Here is a 26,626-nt window from a genome sequence, read left to right on the forward strand (position 1 = left end):
CAAATTATCTCAATCCTTTAAACTGCTAATAGTAAAGCACTCCCTCATTTCATACTCTCTCCTAAAAAAACACTACTTTTTTCCAAAAATATGTTACAATAAAACAGAACAAACGTTCCTCATTTGATAAAGGAGGTTTTACAATGAAAGAACCTATTATCGTAAAAAAAGAAGCTTTCCGGGCTATCGGCGTTTCTATTACGACGACAAACGAAGAAGAGGCGTCTACTGAAGGAAAAATTCCAAAGCTTTGGAATCGCTACTTCCAAGAACAAATCATGCATCACATCCCAAATCAACAAACAAAAGAAACATGTTCCTTCTATTCAAACTATGAATCAGATGAAACTGGTACATACAAAATTACAATTGGCATGCCCGTTTCTTCATTAGAAGATGTTCCTGAAAATATGACAGCTTTAACAATACCTGCCGCAACGTATGCAGTATTTACAACAAGAAAAGGCCCTGTATCCGAAGTTATTTGTGAAGCTTGGGAATATATTTGGCAATGGTCGAAAGAAAACAAACGTGCTTTCACAACAGACTTTGAGCTTTATGACGAAAGAGCAATGGATCCAAATAACGCACAAGTAGATATTTATATTGCATTAGCTTAAAAAAAGGTGCCCTTCGGCATCTTTTTTTGTCGTTAAATAGCCACTGGGCAAATTCATTATTATTGTCTACAATGAGAAAGTGCAGTATAGAAATATTAGAAACTGTATAAAACGATTGTTAATAGGTTTTAGTCTAAAATTGGTACATAGAAAGGAAGCAATATGGAGGAACTACAACAAAATAAATCTGCTTTAGAAGGAAGCGGAAAGCCGTTATTGAAAAATACGAATTTCCTTTTTCTTTGGGCAGCTACTCTCTTTTCAAGTTTTGCTTTAGCCTTTTTTACTTTTTCACAAACATGGTACATAGCAAAAACATTAAACCTTGAGGCTTCACTCGGTATTGTTTTCGTGGCACTTAGTGTCCCAAGGCTCATTTTTATGATTGTCGGCGGCGCAGTAGCTGATAAATTCCCGAAAAAGAACATTATGTTTTACTCTAATATTATTCGTGCTATTCTTGTCGCAACAATTCTCACATGGTTCATCGTCGGTGATGTAACACTATATACATTTGCTTTATTCGCTTTATTCTTCGGACTTGCTGATGCTTTCTTCTGGTCCGCAGACGGATCTATTCTGCCTGAACTCGTAGAAAAAAGCCGTTTAACACAAGCAAATTCACTTACACAAATGACAAACCAAGGATCGGTTATCTTGGGCCCTGTACTTGGCGGAATTCTCATTAAATTTACGAACTATGAAACAATTTTTTCAATTACAATCCTGCTACTTATTATCGCTGCAATACTCGTTCAAAAAATACAATTTACAGTGCCCGAAAAAACTGAAACAGATAAAGGCATGCTTACTTCTATTAAAGAGGGAATTTCATATGTAAAAGAATCACCATTTCTTTCAACTTTCCTTATTTGTAGCGCCTTTTTAAACTTATTTTTAATCGGCCCGATGCAAGTAGGCTTCCCACTCTTCGTCAAAAACGTGCTGCACGGTGACTCACTCCAGTTTAGTTATTTAGAAGCAGCTGTTGGTGGCGGGATGGCAATAGGCGCTGTCATTGTCGGATTAAAAAATATTAATCGTAGACGCGGGTTATTTTGTATTATCATGATGCTACTGTCTGGTGTATTCTTCCTATCCATCAACTTTAGCACCGTACTCTGGCAAGCATTATTAGCTGGAATGTTTTACGGCATTACAATTGCAATGGCTATCGTTCCACTTATGGCAATGATTCAATCAACAGTAAAAGAAGAAATGATGGGACGCGTTATGAGTTTACTCATGCTTTCATCAATGGGATTCATCCCGCTCTCTTACGCATTTACATCGCTTGCACTTGGGATAGGCATTCCAATTGTAACAGTTATGAAAAGCGGTGCAATTGCGGTTATCGTCTTCGTACTATTTGTAGCAATTCGTGTTCCAGTTGTAAGGAAATTCGATTAGTCACCGAGAGTCATGTATTATACGCATGACTCTTTTTTAAATGGATCGAATAACGGTATCCCCTTACTCCGCCTCAAAGCCGCTCCCCATTCTAATCCAATTTCTAAAAATAAATCTCGCATCGCACTATACAAAAGTGCTCCAACATCTTTACGAATTTCTCCGTACTTATACGCCCTCACAACACTTTTCACCCGCCAAATTAAATTTCCATGCACTTCTTCATCAGCTAAAATCTGCTCTAATAAAACACATTGCTCTAGTAATCCGCTTTTTTTATAAGCAAGCTCTACTTTACTCCAAAGTGTATTAATCTTCTTCGGATGACTCGTCATCGGTATAAGTGCGTATATAAAAGGCTTTGGTATATCATGGCGACAGTACGTCTCATCAAGCTCATACGTTATTACTCTTTTCTCTTTTATTTGTGGAATGTTTTTAGAAAGAATTGTTTCCCTCTCATTTTTTTGCTCATTTCCACTACAGCCATCTGTACGATCACCACTTTCACATGCGGACATTTCCATACGGTCATCCATACGGTCAATCGTAGATTTAAGAAATACATATAAGTTAGCACTATATCCGCCGCGCTTATGTCTCTCTTTTGTCGCAATACGCTTTATAATTCCCATTTCTTCTAACTTTGCAATCGAACGGCGTACAGTACGAATACTCTTTCCGATTTTCGTCGCAATCGTCTCCATTAATGGACAAGCAACACCAACGGTTTCGTTCTTTTCATTAACCGCATACTTTCCTAAAAAATGAATAACTAACGAATCTGTCTTATTTAGTTGAAATTGATAGCACTTCAAAACTTGTTTTTGATATGTATTAAACTCCTCTTTACTTCGAAATTCACTATATGGTTTCATTAAGTTATATAAGTTTCCCATTTTTATCACCTCATCTATATGTAGGAAACAGAAATGGAATTTGGCGTGATATTTAATATTTTTTTATTGGAGATGAAAATATGATTGTAATTAGCGCTTGTTTAGGTGGTATTGCTTGTCGGTATGACGGCAACGACAATCTCGTTTCAAAAATAGAGGAATTATTACAAAGAGAGGATGCTATCCTTGTTTGCCCCGAAGTGTTGGGCGGTTTACCGACACCTCGTCCTTCAGCTGAAATTATTGGTGGTAATGGCGATGACGTTTTAGATGGAAAAGCAAAAGTGATGACGAAGGAGGGACAAGATGTCACGGAGGCTTTCGTGCATGGTGCTTATAAAGCATTAGAACAAATAAAAGATTTAAATCCAGAATATATTATTTTAAAAGAGCGTAGTCCATCTTGTGGTAGTTCTACTATTTACACAGGAGAATTTAACGGCAATAAACAAACTGGTTACGGGGTAACAACAGCTTTATTTAAAAGAAATGGATTTAAAGTCATTTCAGAAGAAGATTTTGAGAATGAAAAAAGGAATTGACTACGCTCGTCAATTCCTTTTCCTCATTCTTTATTTCACACCTAATTTTTCTTTCACTTTCGCAGGAAGCTCGTCTTTCTTCACTTCTTCCCAAGCCGTTACACCTTTTTTATCTGAGTAGTATACGCGTAGAAATGCTTCTTTACGAAGGTTTTTTTGCGCATTAAATTCTAATTCTTTTTCTTTACCATCTTTATCAAAGCCAGTTAGCTTATATTGGTAATCTTTATATGGCTTACCATCATCAAATTTACCATGATACTCTTTTCCATCTACTGTAATTTGAACGTAATACTCATCTTTCCCTAAACGGTTAATATCACAGCCAACTAAAAGGCTTGCAAATACGACTAAAATACTAAAAAGTGCAATATATCTTTTCAATTCCTTCACCTCATATGTTTTCTTATATTGTCATATTAAAGCCTTCGCTCTAAAGAAGAAATTCAAAAACATGACATGAACATTACACTTTTGTAAGATAGTAAAAAAATCGTATATACAACCACCCAAGTATAGTTATTTCTTCACTCTAGAAATTGTCATTCCATCACCAATCGGAACGAGTACAGATTCTAAATGCGGATGATTCGCTACCGTTTCATTAAACTTCTTCATAATTTCTGTATAACGTTTCCGCTTCGCATTTGCATCTGCCACACTACCACCAGCTAGAACATTATCCGTAACAATTACTGCACCTGGCTTCGCAAGTTCAATACAATATGTTAAATAGTTTTCGTAATTCTCTTTATTAGCATCAGTAATTAATTTATTATCGTGGTAAGCCGTCTTCCACTACCTGCGTAACAGTTCCATTCGGTTCGAAGATTACACGTAATGTTCCTTCGCCACCATAACCAGTATAGCTGTATACTGAATACGATTTATATTTCTCAATGATATGTGGCTGTCCAATTGCAGCTTTTACCTGATTCGCAGGCATACCTTTTTTGATTTTCAAATAGTCCTTATAGCCTACTGCCGCCGAATCGTTATTTACATCTTTATACCACGGTACACGGTCGTTTTTTTCTTCATATTCCTTCGCAGGCTCTTCACTACGTTTCGTAGATAACTGATTCTCTTTATCCGCATCCCTTGTCGCAGTACGTTCAATATTCACAACGTAGCCATACGTATTTAATTCAACCATAATTTCATATGTACCATCCGTATCCTTTTCAGTATAAAATACGCGTTTTTCATTGTTATTATAATGTTTTAGGTTCTCACCACCGTAGTCAATCTCGTTAAGAATGTCCGTATATGTCATGCCTTCCTCAATCTTTTTGGCTTCGTCACTAGAAATATAACGCTTCTGTGACGATGGAGCGTCCTCATATTTAATGCTGTCACGTTTGCTCGTAGTCATAGGCGTTTCCTTCTGTTCTTTTAGTACTTCCGCTTCCGCCTTCACTTGTTGCTTTGCTCCCGCTTTTGTTAATGCATCTGTATCGTTAGAACATGCTCCAAATATTGATGCTGTGGCCAACGCCATCCCTAATAAAAGTACTTTCTTAAATGACTTCATAGTAATTCCCCCAGTAGTGTTTAAGTCTAGTAATCAGCGTATTTTAATTAATATGGAACTATTCAGTTCTATACAATTCGATATGGCTTTCACCTTCATGCATCCTCTTTATCCTTCTTCTTTCGCATAAATCTATCTATCCTATCGGTAATAACCGATGCAGCTACAGCTAGTCCGAACATAATCGCCAATCATCTTCGTTACAAATATTAACATTAAATATAACTAATAAATAGTATATTTCTGCTATTCATTTACATTTCTGTTGCATAATCTTGTCTTAAACGAACAATATGAAACTCGAATTCACAATATTTATCATATATTCCATATATAATAACATTTAAATGAAATTCCAAAGTAACTTTACATGCATTTTCTGTTTTAACGCAAAAATAAAAGACCTTCCTAACGATTTTATTCCATCGCTAAAAAGGTCTTTTCTATTTTGGCTAAAAACTTAGCACTCTTCTGGCTTACCAGCATTCGTCGCTGTACGGAAAAATGATTCACATCCGCATGATGCGATTACGTTTAGATAATCAATCATGAATTATACGTTCAATTTAAGGCCGATTAAAAAATAATAATTCCTTATTCAATTAACATATGCATTAGTTTAACAACCTAAGGCTGCTTTGGTAGCCATTTTTTGTACCAACTGATAGTTTAGTTTTCAATATGTGAAAAGGGATTTCTAAGTGATGAATTGAATATATATTTATTGTTTGCTCATTTTTGGGAGGTTCCTTTACGGGAGATAAGCTTTACTATATTCCTGTACTTCGCACAGTTCTATAATAACTAATAGTGATGCTGTGACGGGATTTCTTATTAGTGAGATAAAGTATTTTTCAATTCATTTATTATAGTAACGTAACATGAAATTGCAACTCTCGTCCTCAAGAATTATTTCTTTTGGGTGAAAGTTTTTTTATTATATAAGTTTCATTCTGTCATAATTTAAAGTTTTCGAGAGGAGAAATGATATGAATCCTATTTTATTAGATGTTCCATTACAAATAGAAACAGACAGACTCATTCTTCGAGCACCACTTCAAGCAGGTGAAGGGAATGTAGTACACGAAGCAATTAAAGATTCAATTAGTGAATTAAAGCAATGGTTGCTTTTGTTCCAGTCAATTCCTACTGTTGAAGAAACGGAAATTCTCCTGAGAAATGCGCATATAGATTTTTTGAAAAGAGAAAGCTTTCGCTATCTTATCTATCATAAAGAGACTAATGATTTTATTGGCACTGCTAGCCTTCACGGAATTAATTGGAATATTTCTAAATGCGAAATTGGATACTGGATTAACACGCAATTTAGTGGCAATGGATATATGACAGAAACAGTAAGTGCGTTAACAAACCTTGGATTTCAGTTATTCAAATTTAGAAGGATTGAAATACGATGTGAATCTAATAACACGAAAAGTCGTACAATACCTGAAAAGCTAGGTTTTGAGCTTGAAGGAATATTACGTAATGAAGATCTTTCAGCTGACGGTAAACAACTAACTGATACCTGCATCTATGCAAAGGTAAAGTGAAACTTTAATCAGCCCGTACCAATCGTGCTTTTACGACAAAAGAAAAGACCTTTTAAACGATTTTATTCCATCGCTAAAAAGGTCTTTCTTTATTTCTGCTAAAAACTTAGCACTCTTCCGGCTTACCAGCATTCGATGCTGTACGGAAAGATGATCCACATCCGCATGATGCAATTGCGTTTGGATTGTCGATTGTGAATCCGCCGCCAAGCATAGATTGTTTATAGTCAATTTTTACTCCTTTAACAATTGGAGCACTTTCTTTATCGATAACAAATTCAACACCGAAAAACTCAAGAACTGTGTCGTCTTCATTTGGTTCTACTTCAAATCCTAAGCCGTAAGAAAGACCACTACATCCGCCGCCGTGTACAGCAAGGCGCACGTACTTCTCTCCATTTTCAGCATCTTTTAACATATCTTTAATTTGAAAAGCTGCTTGTTCTGTTACTTCAATCATGAAATACACCATCCTTTCTGTTCTCATTCTATTATACATCTTTACGCTTCTATCTTGTACTCATACACTCCGCGGCAAATTACTTCCGCAGGTCCCTTCATTAACACATTCCCTTCTTCTGTCCATGCGATCATTAAATCGCCGCCAGCTAAATGAACCGTAATTTCCTTACTACGTTCCATTTTCCCATTTAAAATAGCTGCAACGACAGCGGCGCATGCTCCTGTCCCGCAAGCTTGTGTTACACCAGATCCACGTTCCCAAACGCGGAAGTTCATCTCTTCATCGTTTAAAATCTCGATGAACTCAACATTTACTCGCTCTGGGAACATTTCATGCGTCTCAAGAACTGGGCCAAGTGTTGTAAGAGGCGCCTTTTCTACATCATCAACAAAAATAACCGCATGCGGATTCCCCATTGAAACAGCTGTAAATGCATAACGATGATTATTGTATAAGAAGTTTTCACGAATGAATGGTGTTTCACCTTCACCAAGCATCGGTATTTCTGCACGTGTTAAACGCGGTGCTCCCATATCGATTTTTGCTAATGTCACTACACCATCTACTACCGTTACCTCTGCCGTTACAATCCCAGCTAACGTTTCAATTGTGAAAACTGTTCCTTCTACTAGTTTATGCTCATACGCATATTTCGCTACGCAGCGTAAACCATTACCACAGCTCTTTCCTTCTGAACCATCATTATTAAACATGCGCATTTTCACTGGCGCTACATCAGAAGGACAAATTAAAATCATTCCATCTGCTCCAATACCTGTATTAATATTTGAAACCTTTTCCGCTACAAGAGCTAAATCTTCTTCTCGAATTTGTTCTTCAAACATATTTACATATATATAACTATTGCCAAGACCATGCATTTTTGTAAAAGAAAATTGGCTCATTTTTATTCACTCCAAAATAATTTATTATTTCAAGTATAAAATGCATGCTTTTAGAACACAATATGAATGTCCCCCGTTTCTCATATTTGACAACGTTTTGGCGATAAGCCATTCTTACACAAATCGTGTAAGAAAAAAGCCCTTCTAAAAAGGGTCTTTTTTTGTTTAAACAAACATTACCGCAAATAGCGGAATAAATGGCAAAAGAAAAAGACGTTGCCTATTTGCAACGCCTTAAAACATTGGATTTTCATCCAAATAATCATATACATTATTTACAAGTTCTTCTACTGTTGTACCTTGTACAACTTCACCATTTACAAGTGCAAATGGACCTTCAAAACAAATACCACAATATCCTAAACAACCATATTCCATTACGTCTAAATTAGGATCCTTTTCTAATTTTTCTAAAGCTGCTTGTGAGCCACTTGCAAGGTTACCTACACAAAATTCGATTAATGGTTTAATCAAAACTCTCCCCCCTATATCTCTAAACAAATTACCCTTTACTTTAGCGGGCAATAGCATATATGCCTCAAAACGAAGTACATGCCTAATTGGTGAAAATGGATAAGCAACCTTATCTACTTAATCCCATTTCATTTTATTTATAAGAAGAAAACTAAGCTGTTTCTTGTTGTGTTCGTTATACATTCTAAACTATTTAGTTACTTCACTGTTTCACTTCAAAATAGATGTCCTTTTTTATGTAACATGCTGCTCATAATGAAATAGTAACTAGAAAATGAAAACAGTTTACTTTACTTTTCTTCTTATTGTACAACAGAGTATTCATTCATGCATTGTTATTTGTTCACAAATTCGATATAATTTGATTGAGTAAAGTCAAAATATTTTTTCAATATAAAATTGTATGATTAGGGGATATTTCAACAGAAAAGGGGTAATCCATCATGAAACACCTCGTACTACTAGGTGGCGGCTACGGTGGAATGAGAATTCTTCAGCGGCTACTTCCAAACAATCAACTTCCAGATGATGTACAAGTGACATTAATCGACAAAGTACCATATCATTGCTTCAAGACTGAATATTATGCATTAGTTGCGGGTACAATTTCAGAAACGCATATTCGCATACCGTTTCCTGAACATCCACGTCTCAATATTCAATATGGTACAGTAACAAATATTGATTTTGAAACAAAAGCTGTTCATCTCGATGGCGGCGAAACAATCCAATATGATGATTTAATTATCGGGCTTGGCTGTGAAGATAAATATCATAACGTTCCTGGGGCGAAGGAATATACACATAGCCTACAATCGATTGAACAAACACGCAAAACATATGAACAATTAAATAGCTTAGAACCAAATGCAACAGTAGCTGTCGTTGGGGCTGGTTTAAGCGGCGTTGAAGTAGCAAGTGAACTTCGCGAGAGCCGTTCTGATTTAAAAATCTATTTATTTGACCGAAAAGATAGGATTTTATTCCCATACCCAGAGAAGTTAAGTAGATACGTAGAAGAATGGTTTGTAAAACATAACGTTACCATTATACGAAACTCTAACATTACAAAAGTGGAACCAAACATTGTATACAACCACGATGAACCACTTGAATGTGATGCAATCGTATGGACGGCTGGTATTCAAGCAAATGAAGTTGTTCGAAATCTTCCAGTTGAACAAGATGGTAGCGGACGGGTTGTTTTAACAAAATATCACAATATTCCAAACAACGAGCACGTTTATGTTGTAGGGGATTGTGCAGCACTTCCACACGCACCATCTGCTCAACTTGCTGAGGGTCAAGGAGAACAAATTGTCCAAATATTATTAAAACGTTGGAATAACGAACCACTTCCTGATGAACTGCCTGTTATTAAATTAAAAGGAGTTCTCGGCTCTCTCGGTAAAAAGCACGGATTTGGTTTACTAGCGAACCAACCATTAATGGGACGTGTTCCTAGATTATTGAAGTCCGGTATTCTTTGGATGTACAAACATCATAACGGTTAATACTTTAAAGGCTGCCTACATAGTAGACAGTCTTTTTATATTCATCTAAAAAGAATTTTTTTGTAAAAAATAATAATTTTCAGAAATAGTTTTCTTAATATAGATTCATAAAATTTTCCATTTTTATATTAAAAACTGTCGATAAAAAGTGTATGCTATATGTAAGAGTTATTTCAATTTATTATTTTCTTTAGGACCGAATGCGTTCGGTCTTATTTTTTATGCTATAAATACTATACATATAGGGGGCATTCCGTTTCACTTATGAACTTAACAAAACTAAATACTCGAATAGAAGTGAAAAAGAAAGAATTAATCCACCTCGTTGAAAAATATGGATTTACTCACGATAAAGTCATTTCTCTCAGTCAAGACTTAGATCGTTTGCTAAACTTATTAACGAAGCTAAATACTTCCGTCTCAAGACTCCCTAACACCACAAGCAAAGAAAAAAGATGCTCCTTCTAAATACACTTTATTTTTCTATTTTTCTCTCTTTTTGATACGATATAACTAGAATCAGAAAGGAGTAAATTATGTTTATATTAAAAGACATCAAATATAAAGATATTCTAAACATTCCTTATTTACAAATTCATAAAGAAAATATCACTTGTATTATCGGAGAGAGCGGTAGCGGAAAAAGCACGTTACTTCGCATGCTAAATGATTTACAATCCCCAACATCCGGCACAATTGAATATAACGGAAAATCTATTTTAAATTATCCTCCCATTCAATTACGCCGTGAAGTTGTCATGCTCGGACAAACTCCGCCTATTTTTGATGGGACGATTAAAGATAATTTATTAATGGGACTTCGCCTTTCTGAAAAACCATTTCCAAATGACGATTCTTTACAGGGCGCATTAACGACTGTAAGCCTAGATAAACAATTAGAAGATAGCGCCTCCTCTTTATCAGGCGGTGAAAAGCAAAGACTTGCTTTCGCTCGCATTATACTAATGGATCCACCCGTCTATTTATTAGATGAACCAACTTCGGCATTAGATAGTGACACTGAACGCCGCGTAATGAAACGATTTACTGAACTAGCAAGAGAAAAGAAAAAAACAGTTATCTTCATCACGCATTCGCAACAACTTCCAGAAGAAATTGCAGACGATATTATTGAAATTAGTAAAACAAATGGTGCTACTCGAAAGGAAGTGCTCTCAGTTGAAGGGCGTTATTGAACTCCAAATTTGGCAACTTGCCGCTGCATATATTTTCATTCTTATTTTAATCGGACTTGTGAAATTAAAAGGAATACCGCGTGAGAAACAAATTACAATTGCAACATTCCGTATGACCATTCAGCTCGTACTTGTTGCATATATTCTTACATACGTATTTGAAAACAGTAATCCATTTTATACAATTGCTCTCATTACTTCTATTACTACATTTGCAATTTTTAACATTTATAAACGAGTTAATATTCCGATGTCAAAAGAATTAAAACGAGTAGCCGCTATTTCCATGATTGCTGGATCAATCGGACCGCTTCTACTATTTATCTTTGTTATTATCGGACACGATCCTTGGTATGCTCCGCAATATATCGTTCCAATTACCGGAATGTTAGTCGGGAATGCAATGACGGGAGTTTCTCTCGGAGCAAATACGTTCTTAAACAATATGAAATCGCAAAGAAATCATATTGAAGGTGCACTTATGCTCGGAGCAACTCCAAAACAAGCAGTTGCTCCGCTCATAAGAGACGCTTTTGATTCTGCTATTTTACCAACAATTAATTCCATGGTCGGAATGGGAATTATAAGCCTTCCAGGTATGATGACAGGACAAATTTTATCCGGTGTATCACCATTTACAGCTATTCAATATCAAATCGCAATTATACTTGGCATTTCTGGAAGTACAGCTTTCTCTGTCATTATCTTCTTACAACTTGGATATAAAACGTTCTTTAATAAGCGGTGTCAGTTGAATGAAGTTGAAAGGCACTCATAAAAAACTAGTATTAAATAAGATGGCTGTAAGTAGGAGGAGCACAATGAAAAGTAGCGAAAATTTATACCATGAAGGGAACTATCGCTTTTGGCTTAACACAAAAACAGGTAGTTTACGAATGAAATTAAACGGTGATAAAGAATTATATACTATACCCAAAAACTCAAAATTGTACGATCGACTTATGAATGACTTTTTTAGCAATTCCGTAAAAATAGAAGAAAGTAAAGCTGACTAATCATAGCTAGCTTTGCTTTCTTCTATTTCCCCATGTCTCCATCCATTCTCCCAAAGACCAATCACACAGTTTATTATCATCCGTAAATTACTTCAAGTTAACCTTTACCTAAATTAAAAATAAAAAAACATTCCATAAGTAACAGATGTACTTAAAGGAATGTCTTTTCTTTACTAACCTTACGCCTTCTTAACGAACTGTGATTTTAATTTCATAGCTCCGAAACCGTCGATTTTACAATCAATATCGTGATCTCCCTCAACTAGACGAATACTCTTTACTTTCGTACCAATCTTTACAACTGAAGAAGTTCCCTTTACTTTTAAATCTTTAATTACAGTAACAGCATCGCCATCTTGAAGAACGTTTCCGTTCGCATCTTTTACAACTTTTGCACCATCATTATTTTCAGCTTCCGCTTCTTTGCCCCACTCATGTGCACACTCTGGGCATACGAAAAGAACGCCATCCTCATACGTATATTCTGAATTACATTTTGGACAATTTGGTAAAGTAGCCATAAATTCATTTCCTCCGTTCATTATTTATACGTAAAAATCAAATCTGATTTTTACATGTCGATAAATAAAATTTGTATAGCATTTCTTTATACTGCCATAGTCTCACGTTATTGACAAGCTTACCTCAAATTCTCTTTTTTTATTGTATTTTACAAAATTTCAATTAGTATTCCGGTTTTCTACAAATAAAAAGAAGAACCTTCACAAGATTCTTCTTTTCTAAATAAACGAGTTTTTCTCTAGAAAAACCACATATTTTCTTCAACGTAAATTTGATACTCTTCTTGTTCTTCTTCACTTAATTTCTTATTATTTAAATACACTTCTTGCCATTCGAAGTAATCATCATTTAAATATACAGCGAATTTAATTTTCACATTCTTTTTTTCTTCAAAATCATAGCCAGTAAATTCTACTACATCATAATCTTTTTCTTTCTTAACATACTTCCAATTCGGATTATCCGTTATAGTTTCTAAAGCATCTCCTTCAAGACTTAAACGAACAACGTTTTTAATATTCGGTTCAGTTGGTAAATAAGATAAGCCAAAACTAATTGCACCAAATACCGCAATTACTATCGCTTGTAAACCAAGCATAACTCCGATATGAGCGCCGCCCTTTGATTGTAAATAATACTCTTTCTTATAATCAGGCACATCTTCTGCCTTATGTAAAATACGAACGATATGCTTATAATATAAACGATTTCCTTGCCATCCAGTAAATAGCATGGTTCCAACATATATTATAAAATCTATCCACATTGGCATATCAATAAAAACAGGTGTAATTAAAGTAGGTACTCCTATTAATGTAAGTATAATAAATAACTTATACATTTTACGATAAGCTAACCAAAAATGCGGAAAGATAAATGCTACCCAATTCCACGTGTTTTCTTTCTCAGGATTCTTCACTTGTCCCCATTTAAAGTCGTAATACGCCGTATTCTTGCGCACAACTTTATGTAATTCTGGCGAAGAAATTTTTCCCTCTACAGCAGTTTCCTTCACATACATCATCCTTCTCTTATTTCTATATAATTTTATTGTAAAGAAATAAAAAGAAGGAATCTAACAAAAAGTAGCCATATTTCATGAAAATGAACAGAAATTGAATATATTCCGACAATTCCTCATTTTATATTCCATTTCACCATTAAATATATTAGAATACTTATATATAAAACATTTAATACACTATGTTAAATATTTTATATATTTAACATAAAAGAACCCCTTTTAGAGTTCTTTTCCCTATTTTAACTACAGATTACTATTCCACCATTGTACCCCAACCGTCTATATAACCACCAAGTTGCTTACTTAATTCATCCAGTTCTTCTTGAATTCTTACTATATCCTCATAATTTAACATCATTTCTTTAGAACAGATGCATGTCCACTCTTCAAACTCTTCATCATAATTCAATTCACCGTTTAAGCCATTTTCTTTTAATTGTAATAGTATTCTCTCACCACTATCTTGATTAGGGATAGCAATAAAAAATTCTACTTCGTGGCTCTTACTAAAATCTGCCCCTTGTTTATATAACATCTTTAGTACTTTTCCATCTTCATCTTTTGGGAAATTCATACTTATAGCCTCCTTATACACACACTATCTTTCTACTAATTCAAGCATATTTCCACTCACACAAATAATTAACATTCTATCACTGCTTTTCTCAAAAGACTTTATTTAGCCCTCCTTTACCACAACACAACTATTTCACATTTCCCTTCACTTTCTCAATAACATCTTCTATACGTTCCGCTATACATTCCGGCTCCCAATCTCCCTCACCGTGCATAGCGGTGTAAACTGGACAATTCTCATCATTAATATCTACAAAGATTGGATCTCCGAGATATGAATCTATCCCAATTACAATCCATCCCTCTTTCCAATCGCCTTCTTCATTCCCGATTAAGCTTTGCCCTTCATCATCAAAGCTATAACCAAGTTGTCCTTCTTCTATTTCTTCACTTTTAAATAATTCCATCGTTATTGGTTCAAATTCATACTCTAATTCAATTTCATTATCCTCAGCACGATCTACACATGCTAAAAGTTGTTTAATTTTATTATGGTTAATCATAAAACTTTCTCCATTCTATCTTTTTAAATTGAAAATATCTCCTCGTTAAAATTCAACTTTATTCATAATAAGCTGCCGCAAGCAACATTTGAGCAATAAACTTCCATGGAATATTTTCTGGCATTTTTTCTTCAAAATTCATATAAAAACCTTCACAATCACCTAACCAACCGTTTAATGCTTCTAAATAATTCTCTACTTCTACGTTCTCCCATTCTTCCTTATTCTCTTTAAAATCCTTTTGGAGGTATATAATGAACTTCAGCAAATCTTCTTTAGAATTTACGTGTTCAAGATATTCAGCTATATCCATATTATTTTCCTCTTTCTATTGCCCTTCATTTTAACTAACTATAATATATAAAATAATATTCATAACACTATTATTTAAGGTGATTAAATATAAAGTCTACAGTTTTGGTAGAAGATGACTATTTAAAATTTACACTTAGGCTAACTACGTACAACTATGATGAAGAATAAAACAAATTTCTCCCTAAAGGAGTACACCATGGTACAAGATTTTATTACAAATTTACATACCGCTTTAAAACCTCTTGGCTTTAAGAAAAAAAGACACACATTTCTCAAAGTTGAAAACGAATTTTACAATCTCATTAACATACAAAAAAGACAGTTTGGAGACGATTTCTATATAAACATCGGCGTCCATCCTATCAGTCTCCCGCAACTTATCACAGACCGTTTACAAATAAAAGAAAACATTTCAATATTCGATTGTATGCTACAAACGAGTGTAGAACCTGTATACACAAAAAAGAACTATCTATTGCATAATGTTTCACATGAAACTACAAATATTCCGTATTACCTTTCTATCATTCCAGATTGGTTTCAAACATGGACTTCATATAAAAGTTTAGTAAAAACAAATAGACATTCCATTACTCCAATACTATCTGTCGTTCCGATATTAAAAGAAAAAGCATTTTTGCTTCTTACATGTTTCGCTTTCTACAATCTAAAACAGTACGAACAAGCAAATCACTACTTACAGCAATATTTACATTGCTCTGTGCATCTTAATAACGAGGAAAAAGAGCTGATATTCTTTCATAAAGTTGATATGTATATGAAAAAACTAGTAGAAAACGCAATGTGATTTCACATTGCGTTTTCTAGTAATCCTTTATAACAGTTCTATATTTTTCGTTTTCCCATCAATCGCTAGTTCTGCTAAATCACCTGCTATACTTGCTAAGTCTTTCATAATCTTCGGCTGATCACCAATTGGAAACATTTTATCCTCTCCTACCACTTCCCCCTACACTCCTCTATCACACTAAGCAAATACCTCTTCGTCATATCAGCCCTTCTCCAACTTAAGAGCTTTCGCTTTTCTTTTGGATTATGTCGTATTCGCTCTACTTCTTTTAATAAAGGTTCCCACTTATGAGGGTAAAGCTCTAACATATACTGTAATCCTCTATCTTTTGAAACGATCGTTTTATGCTCTAACGTATATAAAATACGCCCCATTGTAACGACAGCTGATTCTACCCATTCTTCTATAAAAAATAAATAGGGACGCTTCGCTTTTTCACTCCAGTAATGTTCTACATTATATTTCATCGTATTTACTACATCATCCCATTTTATTTGAAACGGGAGTTCATCTGCTTCTTTCCCGATAACAGTAATACCTTGGTTTTTCAACGTCCACCATGTGACCGCATTAATATCCCAATGGCCAATATCAGCCTTACCATCTGCGCAATATACGTACTCGTCCATTTCATGATTATATTTTCCTAAGTCAGCAAGCGGAATATACATACCGTCCATTCTTTTACCTAACGTATTTTTACTAAGTTTTTTATGCAGTTCTATAATTTGTTGTTTTTCAGCTTCATTCACGGAATCACTTATTACCGTAACAAAATCAACATCGCTCGTTTCTATATGAAATGCCCCTAAAGCAATGGATCCATAAACGTATACGCCGACTAACTTTTCATCCGAAAAGATTTCTCTTAATTCTACTATGTACCGCTTCATTAACTGCTTTACTTCTTCTGGCAAAGCATGTTTTATTACATTTCCCATATCTATCCCTCCATATAAAAAAGCCTTTGCAAATTCGCAAAGACTTCATGCTTTATAAATATTTCTCGATTTCTTCGTAGACATCCTTCAAACGTGGATTTCCTTCTCCAACGATTTCACCATTTACAAGAACGACTGGATAAAATAAATCTTCTTCCACCACTCGCTCTGCGAATGCTTTTTTATCTTTATCTTCTTGATCTTCTTGAATATCAATATACTCGAACTTAAATTTATTTTCTTGTCCTTCATATTTACGACCAATCGCCGCTTGTAACCACTCAAACGTTTCTGTTGAAGATGGCATTCCAACGCAGCTTGCACAAATTACTTTCGCCCCATACACTTGAACATTAACCATTTCTTCTCCCCCAATTCTTTGTTCTAACAGTATATTCAGATGGCTTACTACATAAGCACATCGTTTTACAAATTCATTCTATACCCCTATACTGAAAAAACACGTTGTAAACATGATACAATATTTCGACAATAAAACAAGAACAGAAAAAATAGATTTTCCCCTGTATCTTGATTATAATAAAACTGATGAAAGGAGTCGATAAAAATGGAAAACCCAAATATGCAAGAACAAGTACTAGAAGTATTAGATAAATTACGTCCGTTCTTACTTCGTGATGGCGGTGACGTTGAATTAGTAGATATTGAAGAAGGTATCGTAAAACTACGCCTTATGGGTGCATGCGGAAGCTGCCCAAGTTCTACAATCACACTAAAAGCTGGTATCGAGCGCGCACTACTTGAAGAAGTACCAGGCGTTATTGAAGTAGAACAAGTATTTTAATTAAAAGCAGAAGCGGATCGTTCAAAATGTAAGGGGGATGGAGCTTCTGACATAGAGGCGCTTTTTGCCTCGGCGGAAGAAGCGAAGCCACCGAACATTTTAGCCGCTGGAGCTAGATATCATTTAAAAGCAGAAGCGGATCTTTAGAACCGCTTCTCAAAAAGAGACCAATTTTGGTCTCTTTTTTCATATGTACTTCTCCTCCAAATAGTAAATCCGCACCTCACTACTTTTAACATCATAAAACATAATTGGAAATCCTTCTCAAAAAATGCGATAATTATTTATATAGTAAATCGTTCACAGAAAGAAAAGTAAAACACAGGGGGACGACACATGCCAAAAATTATAAACATCTCTTCTACACTTCAAGAATTAGAACAGAAAAAAGAATATTTATTAAGCCTTTCACCCGTTATACCGACATGGAATACGAGCTATCAATTTTTATTTAAAGAAATTCAGCAAGAATTATTAAATAAGGTAAATGAGAAAATTGAAAGACATCAACTCATTTTAAATATATGTACAGATCAAAAAGTAGGAGCATAATTTATTACATAAAATTGCGGTATAAAAAAGAGACCTCAATCGGTCTCTTTTTTATACTTTTAAGATAGCCAATCTAATTTCCTAATCCCTAACTTATCAACTGGTAAGCGAAAGGATTCATAAAAATGCTTCATAAATTGCTCAGAGCGGTTCACATCGTGTAAAATGGCTTCTAAACGATCTCTATATATGCTTTTTTGCTCTTCGTTTCCTGTTTGATAATATCGTTCGACTGTTTCAAAATAGTGAAGTGGAAACAGGAGCCTTGCGAATAATAAGCGCCAACCAAATGAGGATAGCGAATAATTACGTTCATAATCTGTAATGAATTGAACTACCGTTTGCTCCCAGTCTTGCTTTTTTTCTATCATCATGTAGCGAATCCATTCTGCTATATCTCTACTTGGGTGATCATATACCCAATCAAAAGGAAGTTTTAAGCGCTTCGTTTGATGCCATAATAAAGGTGTAAATCGTTCTTGGCAAATGGTTGCTGCGTCAGTTATTTGTGGTGTATCATCCATTTCTGTATCGACAACATATTGAATAGCATTTTCTGCAACTCCTAAGTAATACGGGAAGGATTCAATAAACAATTGATCGAATACATCTGAAGGATGGTTCATCACTTGCGATTGCCAAAACTTTTCTAATTGATCGAGCCTTTTTTCCCATAACGCTTTCCATTCACCAATGCGGCTTAATTGCTCAACTTCTTCTGGAAAGAATGCACCACGTTTATGGAATATAGAAAGCTCGCTTCCTAATGATGTAGCATGTCGCTCTAACATACGCATACCTTTTAGTAAGCAATAATTTTTTTCTTCTATCTCACTCACATAGTAACCGTGTATAGTCGGAACGAAAGTCGCAACAGTTATATCCCCTTGCTGGTTCATATAATCACTGAGCTTTTTCATCTCTACAAGTACTTCTTCCTCCATTTCTCCAATTGGAACAAGTACATAAATTTTGTTGCGAATCCAAAAGCTTTTATAGGGGCCAAGGGGGATTAATTCTTTAACATGCATGTGATAATGCTCATAAATATGCTGAATCATCGCAGTCGCCACCTATGGTTTTTCTTTATATATATGAGCTTGTGCTCGCCTTTCATTCCTATGCACATGATAAAGCAACGAAACGTATATAAATACTAAAAAGAAAAAAAGGTGATAAACATGAAAGAATCAAATCAACTACAAGAAAGAGCATTACAACTATTACAAGAACGCGGTGTAACAATTGACGATATTGCTGAACTTGTTCATTTTCTTCAAAAAACATACCATCCAAAATTAGAGATGTCAGAATGTCGCTATAATGTTGAGCGTGTACTATCCAAACGTGAAGTACAAAACGCACTTATTACAGGCATTGAACTTGATGTCCTTGCTGAAAAAGGAATGTTAAGCGCACCGTTACAAGATATCGTAAAACGTGATGAAGGCTTATACGGAATTGATGAAGTTATCGCACTTTCAATCGTTAACGTGTACGGTTCTATCGGTTTCACGAACTTTGGATATATCGATAAATTAAAACCGGGTATTTTAGAGTACTTAAATGATAAATCAACTGGAAAGGTGCACACATTCCTTGATGATATCGTTGGCGGAATCGCTGCCGCTGCTTCAAGTCGTTTAGCGCACCGAGCTGAGCATTCGGAATAAAGTGAAACTGTAATCAGTAGGGTTTTGTTCCTCCACTGATTATTAGCCCGCATCACTCCGGCACTAGCCGGATAATAACATTTTCTAGGCCGCCAGTTTCATACTGACGGTCTTTCATATTCCATAAGCATAAACTCTCTTCCCCGACTCAAAAAAATAGGTCCTGGTTGAAATCCAATGGTTTTATATAGCTTAATCGCTCTTTTATTAAATGTCGCCACACTCAGTCGAAACATTTTCGAATTGAATTCCTCAGCAGCAAATGCTATCCCTGCTTGAAAAAACATTTCCCCCATCCCTTTCCCTGTTAACTCCGGCTTCATTCCAAGTCCTATATCTACTACATCTTCGCCCTCATATAAATTGGCATCTCTTCCGCCTGGCACTTGTGCATTTTCTCCAAAGCAAAAATAGCCGATTAAGTCTCCCTTCTCATCACAACAACCGTAATATGTCCCATCTAATAATTCTTCTATTACTTCAGCATCTCCTGAAAAGCTATATAACGTATACGGTTCCTCGTATACCCACGCATTTATTTCGTTTGCTTCTTCTCCTGTTAACTTATGTATATCCATTCATCTCACTCCTTATCAACTACTCTACTGATTTACATATATTTACTCATTCATTTTTCACAATTGATTCTCCTCTAATCGTAATATGCATAATTACATACGCACTTCCATTTGAAAAGTGCTACAATTTATGTGAATCGCTGTTGCTACACTTCTTGATTAAAGAAAAGGCGTTAAACGGAAATTAGCGTCTTATCAAACTCAAGCAATTGACACATTATGTCATCGAAAAAGACACTCGAAAGAGTGTCTTTTTTTCTATATTTCACTATTTCTTTCTTAACAGGACTTGCTCATTCATTAAAATAAATGCATACAGTAATATGACTCTTTAAACACATTAATCCCTCTATATAGGTTTTGAAGTCAATTGCTACAGATTCGGATAATAAAAAGCACTCCAGCCAGAGTGCTTTTTACTTTCAAACAAGGAGGTTACATATATGGATACTACTCTTGTATTCAACTTTGGTATCGGTATTATCATCATTTTATTCGTCTTCTTTGTTCTTTGTATGAGTGGAGTATAGAAAGGCGATTTTTGAATATATCGACCGCAACTCAAATTATATCAGCGATTTTTAATATATATCGATTTACCGACAAAAAATCACAACAGTAGCAACTTAATAATAAAAGAAAGCTGCTCCAAATTTTGGAACAGCTTTCTGCATTACATCTTCTCAATCCACTCCGTCAAGTTATGCACAACTTGCGTCGGTTGTACTTCATATTCTGTTAACTTCTCCACAGTTGTTACTCCAGTGTGGACAATAAGGGTATGCATACCAGCATTTATCCCCGCTAAAATATCTGTATCGTAGTTATCCCCAACCATTAATGCTTCTTCTTTTCCTACACCAAGCACTTTTAACGCTTGTTCCATAATGATTGATTCTGGTTTTCCAATAAAGATTGGATCCACACCTGTTGACACTGCTACAACTGATGTTAATGAACCGTTACCTGGTAATAATCCGCGCTCAGTCGGAATAGCAATGTCCCCATTTGTTGAAATAAACGTTGCACCGTTACGCACTGCAAGGCATGCTTTCGCTAATTTTTCATATGTGATATCGCGATCTAATCCAACAACGACGAAATCAGGATTTTCATCCACAAGTTTAAATCCTTTTTCCACAAGTGCATCATGTAAGCCCTCTTCACCAATCATATATACAGTTGCATCTTGTTTGCGCTCATAAATAAAGTTTGCTGTAGCCATACTCGTTGTAAATACTTGTTCCGCTTTCGCTGGAATATCGAAACGAACAAGTTTTTCTGCGACTTGTTCTGGTTTACGAGTTGAGTTATTTGTAACAAATAAATACGGAATGCCGCGTTCTCCTAACGCTTTTACGAAGTCGCTCGCTTCTTCAATTTGTTCTTCCCCGCGATACATCGTACCGTCTAAGTCAATTAAATAGCCTTTATACATCTATTATGTCTCTCCTTCTATGCTAGAGTTCTACATCTCTCATACCACTCTTATATTAACCCCTTTTTCAAAAGAAAAAAACGCTTTACCCTAAAGCGTCCCATAACGTTCATTTTTTCTCTTTTATTTGGTACGAGCAATTACAATCGCCTTCACACATATTTGCTAACGTTTTCACATTTGCACCTGCAAACAACCGCTTATACATATCTTTTTCATCTTCACACACTTGCGGGAATCTCTCTGCAATTTCCTTTAACGGACAGTTTTGCTTTTCAAGTATGAAAGAATGCTCCCCATCTCTCTTTATTTGAACCATATAACCGTTTCGCTCTTGTATAGCAGCTATTTCCTGTACTTTATAGGCTAAATGACTTTGATTACTTATCTTCTTTTGCAACTGTTCTTCCATTCGTTTCGTTCTCGCTTGTAAAACGTATCGAAGTATTTTTTCATCGCCCATTCGAGCTAAATCTTCTAGCATATCAATAGCAAATTGCTTATACTCTTTCGGGAATGTATCTTCTCCCTTTTGACTTAATCCATACAAATATGTTGGTCGTCCAACATGCTGTCTTACCATCTTTGAATAGATAAGCTCATCTTTCTCCAGTTTACTTAAATGTCGACGGATCGCCATCTCAGTAATCTCTAAAGCTTCAGCTAAGTCTGCTACAGTATGCTCGCCCTTTACCTTCAATAATTGTATAATCTCTTCTTTCGTAGTACGTGCTTCTCCCATATTTCACCCTTCTCCCTTTTCCTTCTCATATACAATATAAGATCCCCAAAAGGTCTTTTGGGGATCTTATAAGCACAATTATTCTGGTACAAATGCAGATACAGGTCCTAATTCCTTTTCTAAATAACTGCGAATATTCGCTGGGTATTTCTCTACCACTGCGATATGTTTTTGAATCGTCTTATATAATTCATCATGATTCATTTGAATATAATCTTGCATAAGCATTTTTCGAAGAAGAATAATCTCTTTAATGTCTTTTCCCTCTTCTCCACTTATGACTCTCTCGTCCATTAAAATATCAATAATATCTTCATAACTTCCTGGATCACGCATAATAAATCCATCAATCATTGCATTTCCTACATCTAATATACAATCAATAATAAGATGCGACATGCGCTCCAATGCGTAAAATTCAAACTCGGTTTCATATGTCTTTTTCTCTTGAAATGTATTTGTTGCCTGTTCTAAACATACTAGCATTTGTTCAATTTTCTTTCTGTCTACAAAGTACATGAATGTCACCTACCTGGAAATTAAAGCATTTACATTTTAATTGTAACGCTTTCTTCTGAAAAAATCGACAATTTTTCGAATTCACCTTTTCCTCGTTATTTGTTATAGTTATATTTGTATGATTTTTGAAATTGGAGGAATGCAACCTTGGAACGTGAACTCGCACTAGAAATTGTCCGTGTAACAGAAGCAGCAGCCTTAGCATCCGCACAGTGGATGGGCCGCGGAAAGAAAAACGAAGCAGATGATGCAGCAACTACAGCTATGCGTGATATGTTCGATTCAGTAAACATGGCAGGTACAGTTGTAATCGGTGAAGGAGAACTTGATGAAGCACCGATGTTGTATATTGGTGAAGAACTAGGAACAGGTAACGGTCCAGAAGTAGATATCGCCGTTGATCCATTGGAAGGTACAAACATCGTTGCAAAAGGTCTTGCAAATGCAATGGCAGTTATCGCAATCGCAGATAAAGGAAACCTTCTTCATGCTCCTGATATGTACATGGAAAAAATCGCGGTTGGTCCAAAAGCAGCTGGTAAAATTAGCTTAGATGATCCAATTGAAAAAACAATTGAAATTGTAGCAGAAGCAAACAATAAAAAAATTCGTGACCTAACGGTTATCGTCCAAGAACGTGAACGTCATCAAGATATTATTGACCGTGTTCGTGCAAAAGGTGCACGCGTAAAACTATTTGGTGATGGAGATGTTGGTGCATCAATCGCAACAGCTTTACCTGGAACAGGTATCGACTTATTCGTAGGTGTTGGCGGCGCTCCAGAAGGCGTTATCTCTGCAGCTGCATTAAAATGCCTTGAAGGCGAAATGCAAGCTCGCTTAGTTCCAATGAACGAAGAAGAAGAAGCTCGTTGCCGTGAAATGGGATTAGAAGATCCTCGTCAACTTCTTATGTTAGATGACTTAGTATCTGGTGATGACGCAATCTTCTCAGCAACAGGTGTATCTGCTGGTGAATTATTAGATGGCGTGAAATTCCTAGGTGGAGATTTAGCTGAAACATATTCTATCGTTATGCGTTACAAAACAAGAACGGTACGATTCATTAAAACACATCACCATTTAGACCATAAGCCTCACTTAAACTTAGATATTTAAAAAGGAGCCATGTGTATGGAAGAACGTTTCTTTCTGTACGACGATACAGTCGCTACAAAAACTCGTTTCGTTAGCTTTATGGGGGAAAATGAGCGTCATGATTTAGCGCTTTTATACTCCGATCGTCATTACGGTAAAACGATTGTCCTTGATATGCAGCGCAATAAATTTGCTATCATCGGTCCTGACGATTTAAACGAACCAGGCTACTTAGAGCACGCATTTTCTATGTCTGAAGAAATTGCAGAAGAATTACGCTCATTTTTATTTGAACTTATATAATTTATCTTATACACCAGTTAGTTTAGCTGGTGTTTTTTCATTGTAATAGTTTTGAATTTTCAATCTTTTGTGTTATAATTATGAGAAAATCTATTTGGATGGAAAGGACGTTATCTACGTATGCCAACATTTACTTTGTAATGGACCAGCAATTGGATAGCATTACTCTCAAAAAAGCACCGTGCTTTTTCAAGGGAGTAGTCTGCCCATTCCCATTACAAAGGAACGTGACGCATCTGTAGTATGACGTTTACGGAGGTTCCTCTTTGGGGAGCCTCCTTTTATTTTTGTCTACTTCTTATGTCTTCATACTACAAGACATCCAAATAGCTGTATTACGTTCCTTTGCCACTAATATAACTAATATAAGAGGTGAAGGAAAATGCAGAAAGTACAACTTTCTTGGAGTTTATATGAAAACGAGCAAAGCATAATCGAAAAGTATTGTAAAAATTGCGGATGTACTACCCTTTTTACCGATACGAATATTCGCAGACATAATGCAAACGGAAAGAACATATACCGGTTTGCAATTTATAAATGTCCGAAAGATCATACGTGGAATCAAAAACTCCGCATTTATAAATCATTTACTGATCATGTCGAAACTGTCTATATGACTCAGCAAGAACAAACTAAAACAAGTACTACCATTTCCATTACACAATACAAAGAAAGTGATATAGCCGAAATAACGATTGTATTAAACATAGTTTTTGGTTCCCACCGTATTGATAAGGTGTTATCCACATATATTTCAGATTGGAGCCGAACTATCATTGTGGAAAAAATCAAAAGTGGTCATATTCAATTAAATGGACAACAAATAAAGCCAAACAAAACACTTTCTGAAGGTGATTATATTTCAATTTGCTTGTAAGGGGGGCTCTCATGTTAAAGGTGAGAAAAAGTACGGTTGCTTTACAGGTAATCCCGTTTCATTAAGCCTATACGAAAAAAACAATTATATTTGCCGCGGTGCTGTTTATTTTGCAAGTAAACAGCCTCCTCATAATTGGTACAACTGCTATAAAAAAATCCTCTTACAATCGTAAGAGGATTTTTTTATTTCTTCACTTTTCGTAATACAAAATGTGCACAACCGAAGTTACAGTACTCATATAAATACTCTGATAAAGTACTAATTTTCGTATCATATGTCGAACGTTGATTACTATCATCAAAGAATCCACGCAATCTAAGTTGCTCATAACCCCAATCTCCAACGATATAATCATATTTATTTAAAATTTCTGCATAACGCTCTTTAAATGCTTCTTCACTAAAACCGTCACGAAAGTTTTTAATTACTTCGTACTGAACATTATTAACGCTCACCGTAGCATGAATCTCTTGCTTTTGCTCCATCATTAACTTCCTCTCTAAGCATTCTTCTTTTTATCGTATCACAAAGCATAACAACCAACAATTTCAAATACAAAAAATTGAAAATTAGTGCATGCTATGGAGAAGGAGGTGATACATCGTGAAAAAGCAAATTATACTCTCTCTTCTCACTCTTTCCTTATTTGCAGGCTGCCAAACAACTAATAAAGCCGAAATGGAGCGTGAAGAAGGAAGCCGTGTTCTCGTTTCCAACAAAAACGACATGTATCATACTGAAAACACAAATACAAGATTAACGAGAGTCGGTTATTCTTCTAAACAAAAACATGAAGTACCTAACAAACAAGTAGGAGCAATTAACCGCGAGAAAGTCGCTGAAATGATTACAAGCATGACAGTCAAACTTCCTGACGTCACCAATGCGGCTACACTCGTTACCGATGATGAAGTGTTTGTTGTATACCGCGCAAACACAACTGACCCAGCACTCGTAACAGATCAAGTATATAAAACAGCTTTGTCCATCGTCCCTCGCTATTATAAAGCATATGTATCAACAAACCAAAAGTTGATTTCTCAAATTCAAGGCCTTCAATCCGGTGCATTAAACGATAAAGAATATGAACAAAGTCTTGATATGCTAAAACGGGAAATGAGCAAAAATCCTCATTTGAACAATACAGGGGATCAAACTTTGAATAATATGATTAAAAAATAAAAAGGTGGAGAAAGCCTCCACCTTTTTTGAATTCA

Annotated in this window: 36 protein-coding genes and 4 pseudogenes; 18 read left to right on the forward strand and 22 right to left on the reverse strand. The window is 35.4% G+C overall.

The window, feature by feature from the left end; all coding sequences use genetic code 11:
- The first annotated feature begins 143 nt into the window (after window positions 1-143).
- Entirely contained in the window at window positions 144-620 is a 477-nt protein-coding gene (locus ACTFQM_RS19495; protein WP_440035883.1) for a GyrI-like domain-containing protein, read from the forward strand.
- Between the two features lie 162 nt (window positions 621-782).
- Window positions 783-2,030, forward strand: coding sequence for an MFS transporter (locus tag ACTFQM_RS19500; protein WP_440035885.1), 1,248 nt, complete (start codon window positions 783-785; stop codon window positions 2,028-2,030).
- A gap of 17 nt (window positions 2,031-2,047) precedes the next feature.
- On the opposite strand, the gene ACTFQM_RS19505 is transcribed toward ACTFQM_RS19500, so the two are convergent.
- Window positions 2,048-2,929 carry a helix-turn-helix domain-containing protein gene (locus ACTFQM_RS19505; RefSeq protein WP_440035887.1) on the reverse strand — a complete coding sequence of 294 codons (882 nt, stop codon included), beginning with the start codon at window positions 2,927-2,929 and terminating at the stop codon, window positions 2,048-2,050.
- A gap of 80 nt (window positions 2,930-3,009) precedes the next feature.
- Between ACTFQM_RS19505 and ACTFQM_RS19510 the strand changes: the two genes are divergently transcribed.
- Window positions 3,010-3,471: a DUF523 domain-containing protein gene (locus ACTFQM_RS19510; protein WP_440035888.1), complete on the forward strand. Its 462-nt coding sequence runs from the start codon at window positions 3,010-3,012 to the stop codon at window positions 3,469-3,471.
- A 30-nt stretch (window positions 3,472-3,501) separates the two neighbouring features.
- Here the strand turns inward: ACTFQM_RS19510 and ACTFQM_RS19515 are convergent, their stop codons facing one another.
- From ACTFQM_RS19515 to ACTFQM_RS19530, 4 genes and pseudogenes are all read right to left on the reverse strand, one after another.
- Window positions 3,502-3,855 (reverse strand): YxeA family protein, encoded by a 354-nt coding sequence (locus ACTFQM_RS19515; protein WP_440035890.1) that lies wholly within the window; start codon window positions 3,853-3,855, stop codon window positions 3,502-3,504.
- Between the two features lie 135 nt (window positions 3,856-3,990).
- Window positions 3,991-4,233: pseudogene (locus ACTFQM_RS19520) on the reverse strand (O-methyltransferase); the annotation flags it as partial.
- Between the two features lie 13 nt (window positions 4,234-4,246).
- Window positions 4,247-5,005, reverse strand: a complete 759-nt coding sequence (locus ACTFQM_RS19525) for a hypothetical protein (RefSeq protein ID WP_440035891.1) — start codon at window positions 5,003-5,005, stop codon at window positions 4,247-4,249.
- 460 nt (window positions 5,006-5,465) lie between these two features.
- A pseudogene (locus ACTFQM_RS19530) lies at window positions 5,466-5,558 on the reverse strand (iron-sulfur cluster assembly accessory protein); the annotation flags it as partial.
- Window positions 5,559-5,994: 436 nt separating this feature from the next.
- Here ACTFQM_RS19530 and ACTFQM_RS19535 point away from each other — a divergent pair.
- Window positions 5,995-6,558: a GNAT family N-acetyltransferase gene (locus tag ACTFQM_RS19535; protein WP_440035893.1), complete on the forward strand. Its 564-nt coding sequence runs from the start codon at window positions 5,995-5,997 to the stop codon at window positions 6,556-6,558.
- A gap of 106 nt (window positions 6,559-6,664) precedes the next feature.
- Here the strand turns inward: ACTFQM_RS19535 and ACTFQM_RS19540 are convergent, their stop codons facing one another.
- The 3 genes from ACTFQM_RS19540 to ACTFQM_RS19550 all read right to left on the reverse strand — a co-directional run bounded on the left by ACTFQM_RS19540 (window position 6,665) and on the right by ACTFQM_RS19550 (window position 8,400).
- Window positions 6,665-7,018, reverse strand: a complete 354-nt coding sequence (locus ACTFQM_RS19540) for a HesB/IscA family protein (RefSeq protein WP_098305444.1) — start codon at window positions 7,016-7,018, stop codon at window positions 6,665-6,667.
- Window positions 7,019-7,059: 41 nt separating this feature from the next.
- Complete coding sequence (gene dapF / locus ACTFQM_RS19545; RefSeq protein ID WP_440035894.1) at window positions 7,060-7,926, reverse strand: diaminopimelate epimerase; 867 nt, start codon at window positions 7,924-7,926, stop codon at window positions 7,060-7,062.
- Window positions 7,927-8,160: 234 nt separating this feature from the next.
- Entirely contained in the window at window positions 8,161-8,400 is a 240-nt protein-coding gene (locus tag ACTFQM_RS19550) for a YuzB family protein (RefSeq protein WP_025149573.1), read from the reverse strand.
- Between the two features lie 443 nt (window positions 8,401-8,843).
- Here ACTFQM_RS19550 and ACTFQM_RS19555 point away from each other — a divergent pair, with 443 nt between their 5' ends.
- From ACTFQM_RS19555 to ACTFQM_RS19575, 5 genes are all read left to right on the forward strand, one after another.
- The gene (locus ACTFQM_RS19555; RefSeq protein ID WP_440035896.1) at window positions 8,844-9,914 is read left to right on the forward strand and encodes an NAD(P)/FAD-dependent oxidoreductase; all 1,071 of its coding nucleotides are present in this window, start codon (window positions 8,844-8,846) and stop codon (window positions 9,912-9,914) included.
- A 264-nt stretch (window positions 9,915-10,178) separates the two neighbouring features.
- The gene (locus tag ACTFQM_RS19560; RefSeq protein ID WP_082183223.1) at window positions 10,179-10,382 is read left to right on the forward strand and encodes an aspartyl-phosphate phosphatase Spo0E family protein; all 204 of its coding nucleotides are present in this window, start codon (window positions 10,179-10,181) and stop codon (window positions 10,380-10,382) included.
- Between the two features lie 68 nt (window positions 10,383-10,450).
- On the forward strand, window positions 10,451-11,110 hold the full coding sequence (locus ACTFQM_RS19565; protein ID WP_071718345.1) for an ABC transporter ATP-binding protein: 660 nt from the start codon (window positions 10,451-10,453) through the stop codon (window positions 11,108-11,110).
- Window positions 11,094-11,888 carry an ABC transporter permease gene (locus ACTFQM_RS19570; RefSeq protein ID WP_048375332.1) on the forward strand — a complete coding sequence of 265 codons (795 nt, stop codon included), beginning with the start codon at window positions 11,094-11,096 and terminating at the stop codon, window positions 11,886-11,888. Before ACTFQM_RS19565 ends, ACTFQM_RS19570 begins: the two co-directional genes overlap by 17 nt.
- A 43-nt stretch (window positions 11,889-11,931) precedes the next feature.
- Window positions 11,932-12,126: a hypothetical protein gene (locus ACTFQM_RS19575; RefSeq protein ID WP_002174030.1), complete on the forward strand. Its 195-nt coding sequence runs from the start codon at window positions 11,932-11,934 to the stop codon at window positions 12,124-12,126.
- A 179-nt stretch (window positions 12,127-12,305) separates the two neighbouring features.
- Here ACTFQM_RS19575 and phnA read toward each other — a convergent pair whose 3' ends face one another.
- The 5 genes from phnA to ACTFQM_RS19600 form a co-directional block, all read right to left on the reverse strand.
- Entirely contained in the window at window positions 12,306-12,647 is a 342-nt protein-coding gene (gene phnA / locus ACTFQM_RS19580; RefSeq protein WP_400531177.1) for an alkylphosphonate utilization operon protein PhnA, read from the reverse strand.
- 239 nt (window positions 12,648-12,886) lie between these two features.
- Window positions 12,887-13,672 carry a DUF2628 domain-containing protein gene (locus ACTFQM_RS19585; RefSeq protein ID WP_276561276.1) on the reverse strand — a complete coding sequence of 262 codons (786 nt, stop codon included), beginning with the start codon at window positions 13,670-13,672 and terminating at the stop codon, window positions 12,887-12,889.
- A 253-nt stretch (window positions 13,673-13,925) separates the two neighbouring features.
- A complete protein-coding gene (locus ACTFQM_RS19590; RefSeq protein WP_440035900.1) occupies window positions 13,926-14,246 on the reverse strand; it encodes a ribonuclease E inhibitor RraB in 321 nt (106 codons plus the stop codon).
- A 130-nt stretch (window positions 14,247-14,376) separates the two neighbouring features.
- Window positions 14,377-14,751 (reverse strand): hypothetical protein, encoded by a 375-nt coding sequence (locus ACTFQM_RS19595; protein WP_440035902.1) that lies wholly within the window; start codon window positions 14,749-14,751, stop codon window positions 14,377-14,379.
- A 58-nt stretch (window positions 14,752-14,809) separates the two neighbouring features.
- A complete protein-coding gene (locus tag ACTFQM_RS19600) occupies window positions 14,810-15,064 on the reverse strand; it encodes a DUF7660 family protein (RefSeq protein WP_440035905.1) in 255 nt (84 codons plus the stop codon).
- Window positions 15,065-15,220: 156 nt separating this feature from the next.
- Between ACTFQM_RS19600 and ACTFQM_RS19605 the strand changes: the two genes are divergently transcribed.
- Window positions 15,221-15,874 (forward strand): DUF4304 domain-containing protein, encoded by a 654-nt coding sequence (locus ACTFQM_RS19605; RefSeq protein ID WP_440035907.1) that lies wholly within the window; start codon window positions 15,221-15,223, stop codon window positions 15,872-15,874.
- 30 nt (window positions 15,875-15,904) lie between these two features.
- Here the strand turns inward: ACTFQM_RS19605 and ACTFQM_RS19610 are convergent.
- The 3 genes and pseudogenes from ACTFQM_RS19610 to ACTFQM_RS19620 form a co-directional block, all read right to left on the reverse strand.
- Window positions 15,905-16,012, reverse strand: a pseudogene (locus ACTFQM_RS19610) (leucine-rich repeat domain-containing protein); the annotation flags it as partial.
- Window positions 16,013-16,023: 11 nt separating this feature from the next.
- Window positions 16,024-16,818: an aminoglycoside adenylyltransferase domain-containing protein gene (locus ACTFQM_RS19615; RefSeq protein ID WP_440035909.1), complete on the reverse strand. Its 795-nt coding sequence runs from the start codon at window positions 16,816-16,818 to the stop codon at window positions 16,024-16,026.
- Window positions 16,819-16,870: 52 nt separating this feature from the next.
- Complete coding sequence (locus tag ACTFQM_RS19620; protein ID WP_071718347.1) at window positions 16,871-17,179, reverse strand: YuzD family protein; 309 nt, start codon at window positions 17,177-17,179, stop codon at window positions 16,871-16,873.
- A gap of 207 nt (window positions 17,180-17,386) precedes the next feature.
- On the opposite strand from ACTFQM_RS19620, the gene ACTFQM_RS19625 reads away from it, so the two are divergent.
- Window positions 17,387-17,623 (forward strand): NifU family protein, encoded by a 237-nt coding sequence (locus ACTFQM_RS19625; protein WP_000431179.1) that lies wholly within the window; start codon window positions 17,387-17,389, stop codon window positions 17,621-17,623.
- Between the two features lie 336 nt (window positions 17,624-17,959).
- Window positions 17,960-18,175: a hypothetical protein gene (locus ACTFQM_RS19630; RefSeq protein ID WP_048375342.1), complete on the forward strand. Its 216-nt coding sequence runs from the start codon at window positions 17,960-17,962 to the stop codon at window positions 18,173-18,175.
- A gap of 59 nt (window positions 18,176-18,234) precedes the next feature.
- On the opposite strand, the gene yutH is transcribed toward ACTFQM_RS19630, so the two are convergent.
- Window positions 18,235-19,236, reverse strand: coding sequence for a spore coat putative kinase YutH (gene yutH / locus ACTFQM_RS19635; protein WP_002174041.1), 1,002 nt, complete (start codon window positions 19,234-19,236; stop codon window positions 18,235-18,237).
- Between the two features lie 120 nt (window positions 19,237-19,356).
- Here yutH and ACTFQM_RS19640 point away from each other — a divergent pair, with 120 nt between their 5' ends.
- The gene (locus tag ACTFQM_RS19640; protein WP_048375346.1) at window positions 19,357-19,848 is read left to right on the forward strand and encodes a phosphatidylglycerophosphatase A family protein; all 492 of its coding nucleotides are present in this window, start codon (window positions 19,357-19,359) and stop codon (window positions 19,846-19,848) included.
- 98 nt (window positions 19,849-19,946) lie between these two features.
- On the opposite strand, the gene ACTFQM_RS19645 is transcribed toward ACTFQM_RS19640, so the two are convergent.
- The 4 genes from ACTFQM_RS19645 to ACTFQM_RS19660 form a co-directional block, all read right to left on the reverse strand.
- Window positions 19,947-20,426: a GNAT family N-acetyltransferase gene (locus tag ACTFQM_RS19645; protein ID WP_440035914.1), complete on the reverse strand. Its 480-nt coding sequence runs from the start codon at window positions 20,424-20,426 to the stop codon at window positions 19,947-19,949.
- A gap of 673 nt (window positions 20,427-21,099) precedes the next feature.
- Window positions 21,100-21,864 (reverse strand): TIGR01457 family HAD-type hydrolase, encoded by a 765-nt coding sequence (locus ACTFQM_RS19650; RefSeq protein WP_002174045.1) that lies wholly within the window; start codon window positions 21,862-21,864, stop codon window positions 21,100-21,102.
- Window positions 21,865-21,973: 109 nt separating this feature from the next.
- The gene (locus ACTFQM_RS19655) at window positions 21,974-22,606 is read right to left on the reverse strand and encodes a helix-turn-helix transcriptional regulator (RefSeq protein WP_071718355.1); all 633 of its coding nucleotides are present in this window, start codon (window positions 22,604-22,606) and stop codon (window positions 21,974-21,976) included.
- Between the two features lie 78 nt (window positions 22,607-22,684).
- Window positions 22,685-23,125 carry a DUF86 domain-containing protein gene (locus ACTFQM_RS19660; RefSeq protein WP_025149589.1) on the reverse strand — a complete coding sequence of 147 codons (441 nt, stop codon included), beginning with the start codon at window positions 23,123-23,125 and terminating at the stop codon, window positions 22,685-22,687.
- 147 nt (window positions 23,126-23,272) lie between these two features.
- Between ACTFQM_RS19660 and glpX the strand changes: the two genes are divergently transcribed.
- The 4 genes and pseudogenes from glpX to ACTFQM_RS19680 all read left to right on the forward strand — a co-directional run.
- On the forward strand, window positions 23,273-24,244 hold the full coding sequence (glpX, locus tag ACTFQM_RS19665; RefSeq protein WP_000439096.1) for a class II fructose-bisphosphatase: 972 nt from the start codon (window positions 23,273-23,275) through the stop codon (window positions 24,242-24,244).
- A gap of 15 nt (window positions 24,245-24,259) precedes the next feature.
- Window positions 24,260-24,526, forward strand: coding sequence for a DUF3055 domain-containing protein (locus ACTFQM_RS19670; protein WP_000392608.1), 267 nt, complete (start codon window positions 24,260-24,262; stop codon window positions 24,524-24,526).
- Between the two features lie 382 nt (window positions 24,527-24,908).
- On the forward strand, window positions 24,909-25,406 hold the full coding sequence (locus ACTFQM_RS19675) for a S4 domain-containing protein (protein WP_440035918.1): 498 nt from the start codon (window positions 24,909-24,911) through the stop codon (window positions 25,404-25,406).
- A gap of 40 nt (window positions 25,407-25,446) precedes the next feature.
- A pseudogene (locus ACTFQM_RS19680) lies at window positions 25,447-25,581 on the forward strand (GNAT family N-acetyltransferase); the annotation flags it as partial.
- A gap of 10 nt (window positions 25,582-25,591) precedes the next feature.
- On the opposite strand, the gene ACTFQM_RS19685 reads toward ACTFQM_RS19680, so the two are convergent.
- Window positions 25,592-25,894, reverse strand: coding sequence for a YutD family protein (locus ACTFQM_RS19685; protein WP_002174050.1), 303 nt, complete (start codon window positions 25,892-25,894; stop codon window positions 25,592-25,594).
- A 118-nt stretch (window positions 25,895-26,012) separates the two neighbouring features.
- On the opposite strand from ACTFQM_RS19685, the gene ACTFQM_RS19690 reads away from it, so the two are divergent.
- The gene (locus tag ACTFQM_RS19690; RefSeq protein WP_265622987.1) at window positions 26,013-26,591 is read left to right on the forward strand and encodes a YhcN/YlaJ family sporulation lipoprotein; all 579 of its coding nucleotides are present in this window, start codon (window positions 26,013-26,015) and stop codon (window positions 26,589-26,591) included.
- Window positions 26,592-26,626 lie beyond the last annotated feature (35 nt).

This window comes from Bacillus cereus group sp. MYBK30-2 (assembly GCF_051915945.1).
GTDB lineage: Bacteria > Bacillota > Bacilli > Bacillales > Bacillaceae_G > Bacillus_A > Bacillus_A paramycoides.

Coding starts and splice junctions, on each gene's coding strand:
- ACTFQM_RS19500 (WP_440035885.1), top strand. CDS start 783: ATGGAGGAACTACAACAAAATAAATCTGCTTTAGAAGGAAGCGGAAAG.
- dapF (WP_440035894.1), bottom strand. CDS start 7,926: ATGAGCCAATTTTCTTTTACAAAAATGCATGGTCTTGGCAATAGTTAT.
- ACTFQM_RS19495 (WP_440035883.1), top strand. CDS start 144: ATGAAAGAACCTATTATCGTAAAAAAAGAAGCTTTCCGGGCTATCGGC.
- yutH (WP_002174041.1), bottom strand. CDS start 19,236: ATGATTCAGCATATTTATGAGCATTATCACATGCATGTTAAAGAATTA.
- ACTFQM_RS19655 (WP_071718355.1), bottom strand. CDS start 22,606: ATGGGAGAAGCACGTACTACGAAAGAAGAGATTATACAATTATTGAAG.
- ACTFQM_RS19605 (WP_440035907.1), top strand. CDS start 15,221: ATGATGAAGAATAAAACAAATTTCTCCCTAAAGGAGTACACCATGGTA.
- ACTFQM_RS19535 (WP_440035893.1), top strand. CDS start 5,995: ATGAATCCTATTTTATTAGATGTTCCATTACAAATAGAAACAGACAGA.
- ACTFQM_RS19560 (WP_082183223.1), top strand. CDS start 10,179: ATGAACTTAACAAAACTAAATACTCGAATAGAAGTGAAAAAGAAAGAA.
- ACTFQM_RS19595 (WP_440035902.1), bottom strand. CDS start 14,751: ATGATTAACCATAATAAAATTAAACAACTTTTAGCATGTGTAGATCGT.
- ACTFQM_RS19640 (WP_048375346.1), top strand. CDS start 19,357: ATGAAAGAATCAAATCAACTACAAGAAAGAGCATTACAACTATTACAA.
- ACTFQM_RS19540 (WP_098305444.1), bottom strand. CDS start 7,018: ATGATTGAAGTAACAGAACAAGCAGCTTTTCAAATTAAAGATATGTTA.
- ACTFQM_RS19525 (WP_440035891.1), bottom strand. CDS start 5,005: ATGAAGTCATTTAAGAAAGTACTTTTATTAGGGATGGCGTTGGCCACA.
- ACTFQM_RS19600 (WP_440035905.1), bottom strand. CDS start 15,064: ATGGATATAGCTGAATATCTTGAACACGTAAATTCTAAAGAAGATTTG.
- ACTFQM_RS19575 (WP_002174030.1), top strand. CDS start 11,932: ATGAAAAGTAGCGAAAATTTATACCATGAAGGGAACTATCGCTTTTGG.
- ACTFQM_RS19565 (WP_071718345.1), top strand. CDS start 10,451: ATGTTTATATTAAAAGACATCAAATATAAAGATATTCTAAACATTCCT.
- ACTFQM_RS19660 (WP_025149589.1), bottom strand. CDS start 23,125: ATGTACTTTGTAGACAGAAAGAAAATTGAACAAATGCTAGTATGTTTA.
- ACTFQM_RS19590 (WP_440035900.1), bottom strand. CDS start 14,246: ATGAATTTCCCAAAAGATGAAGATGGAAAAGTACTAAAGATGTTATAT.
- phnA (WP_400531177.1), bottom strand. CDS start 12,647: ATGGCTACTTTACCAAATTGTCCAAAATGTAATTCAGAATATACGTAT.
- ACTFQM_RS19625 (WP_000431179.1), top strand. CDS start 17,387: ATGGAAAACCCAAATATGCAAGAACAAGTACTAGAAGTATTAGATAAA.
- ACTFQM_RS19510 (WP_440035888.1), top strand. CDS start 3,010: ATGATTGTAATTAGCGCTTGTTTAGGTGGTATTGCTTGTCGGTATGAC.
- ACTFQM_RS19670 (WP_000392608.1), top strand. CDS start 24,260: ATGGAAGAACGTTTCTTTCTGTACGACGATACAGTCGCTACAAAAACT.
- ACTFQM_RS19675 (WP_440035918.1), top strand. CDS start 24,909: ATGCAGAAAGTACAACTTTCTTGGAGTTTATATGAAAACGAGCAAAGC.
- ACTFQM_RS19620 (WP_071718347.1), bottom strand. CDS start 17,179: ATGGTTAATGTTCAAGTGTATGGGGCGAAAGTAATTTGTGCAAGCTGC.
- ACTFQM_RS19650 (WP_002174045.1), bottom strand. CDS start 21,864: ATGTATAAAGGCTATTTAATTGACTTAGACGGTACGATGTATCGCGGG.
- ACTFQM_RS19645 (WP_440035914.1), bottom strand. CDS start 20,426: ATGGATATACATAAGTTAACAGGAGAAGAAGCAAACGAAATAAATGCG.
- ACTFQM_RS19630 (WP_048375342.1), top strand. CDS start 17,960: ATGCCAAAAATTATAAACATCTCTTCTACACTTCAAGAATTAGAACAG.
- ACTFQM_RS19555 (WP_440035896.1), top strand. CDS start 8,844: ATGAAACACCTCGTACTACTAGGTGGCGGCTACGGTGGAATGAGAATT.
- ACTFQM_RS19685 (WP_002174050.1), bottom strand. CDS start 25,894: ATGGAGCAAAAGCAAGAGATTCATGCTACGGTGAGCGTTAATAATGTT.
- ACTFQM_RS19505 (WP_440035887.1), bottom strand. CDS start 2,929: ATGGGAAACTTATATAACTTAATGAAACCATATAGTGAATTTCGAAGT.
- ACTFQM_RS19585 (WP_276561276.1), bottom strand. CDS start 13,672: ATGATGTATGTGAAGGAAACTGCTGTAGAGGGAAAAATTTCTTCGCCA.
- ACTFQM_RS19615 (WP_440035909.1), bottom strand. CDS start 16,818: ATGGGAAATGTAATAAAACATGCTTTGCCAGAAGAAGTAAAGCAGTTA.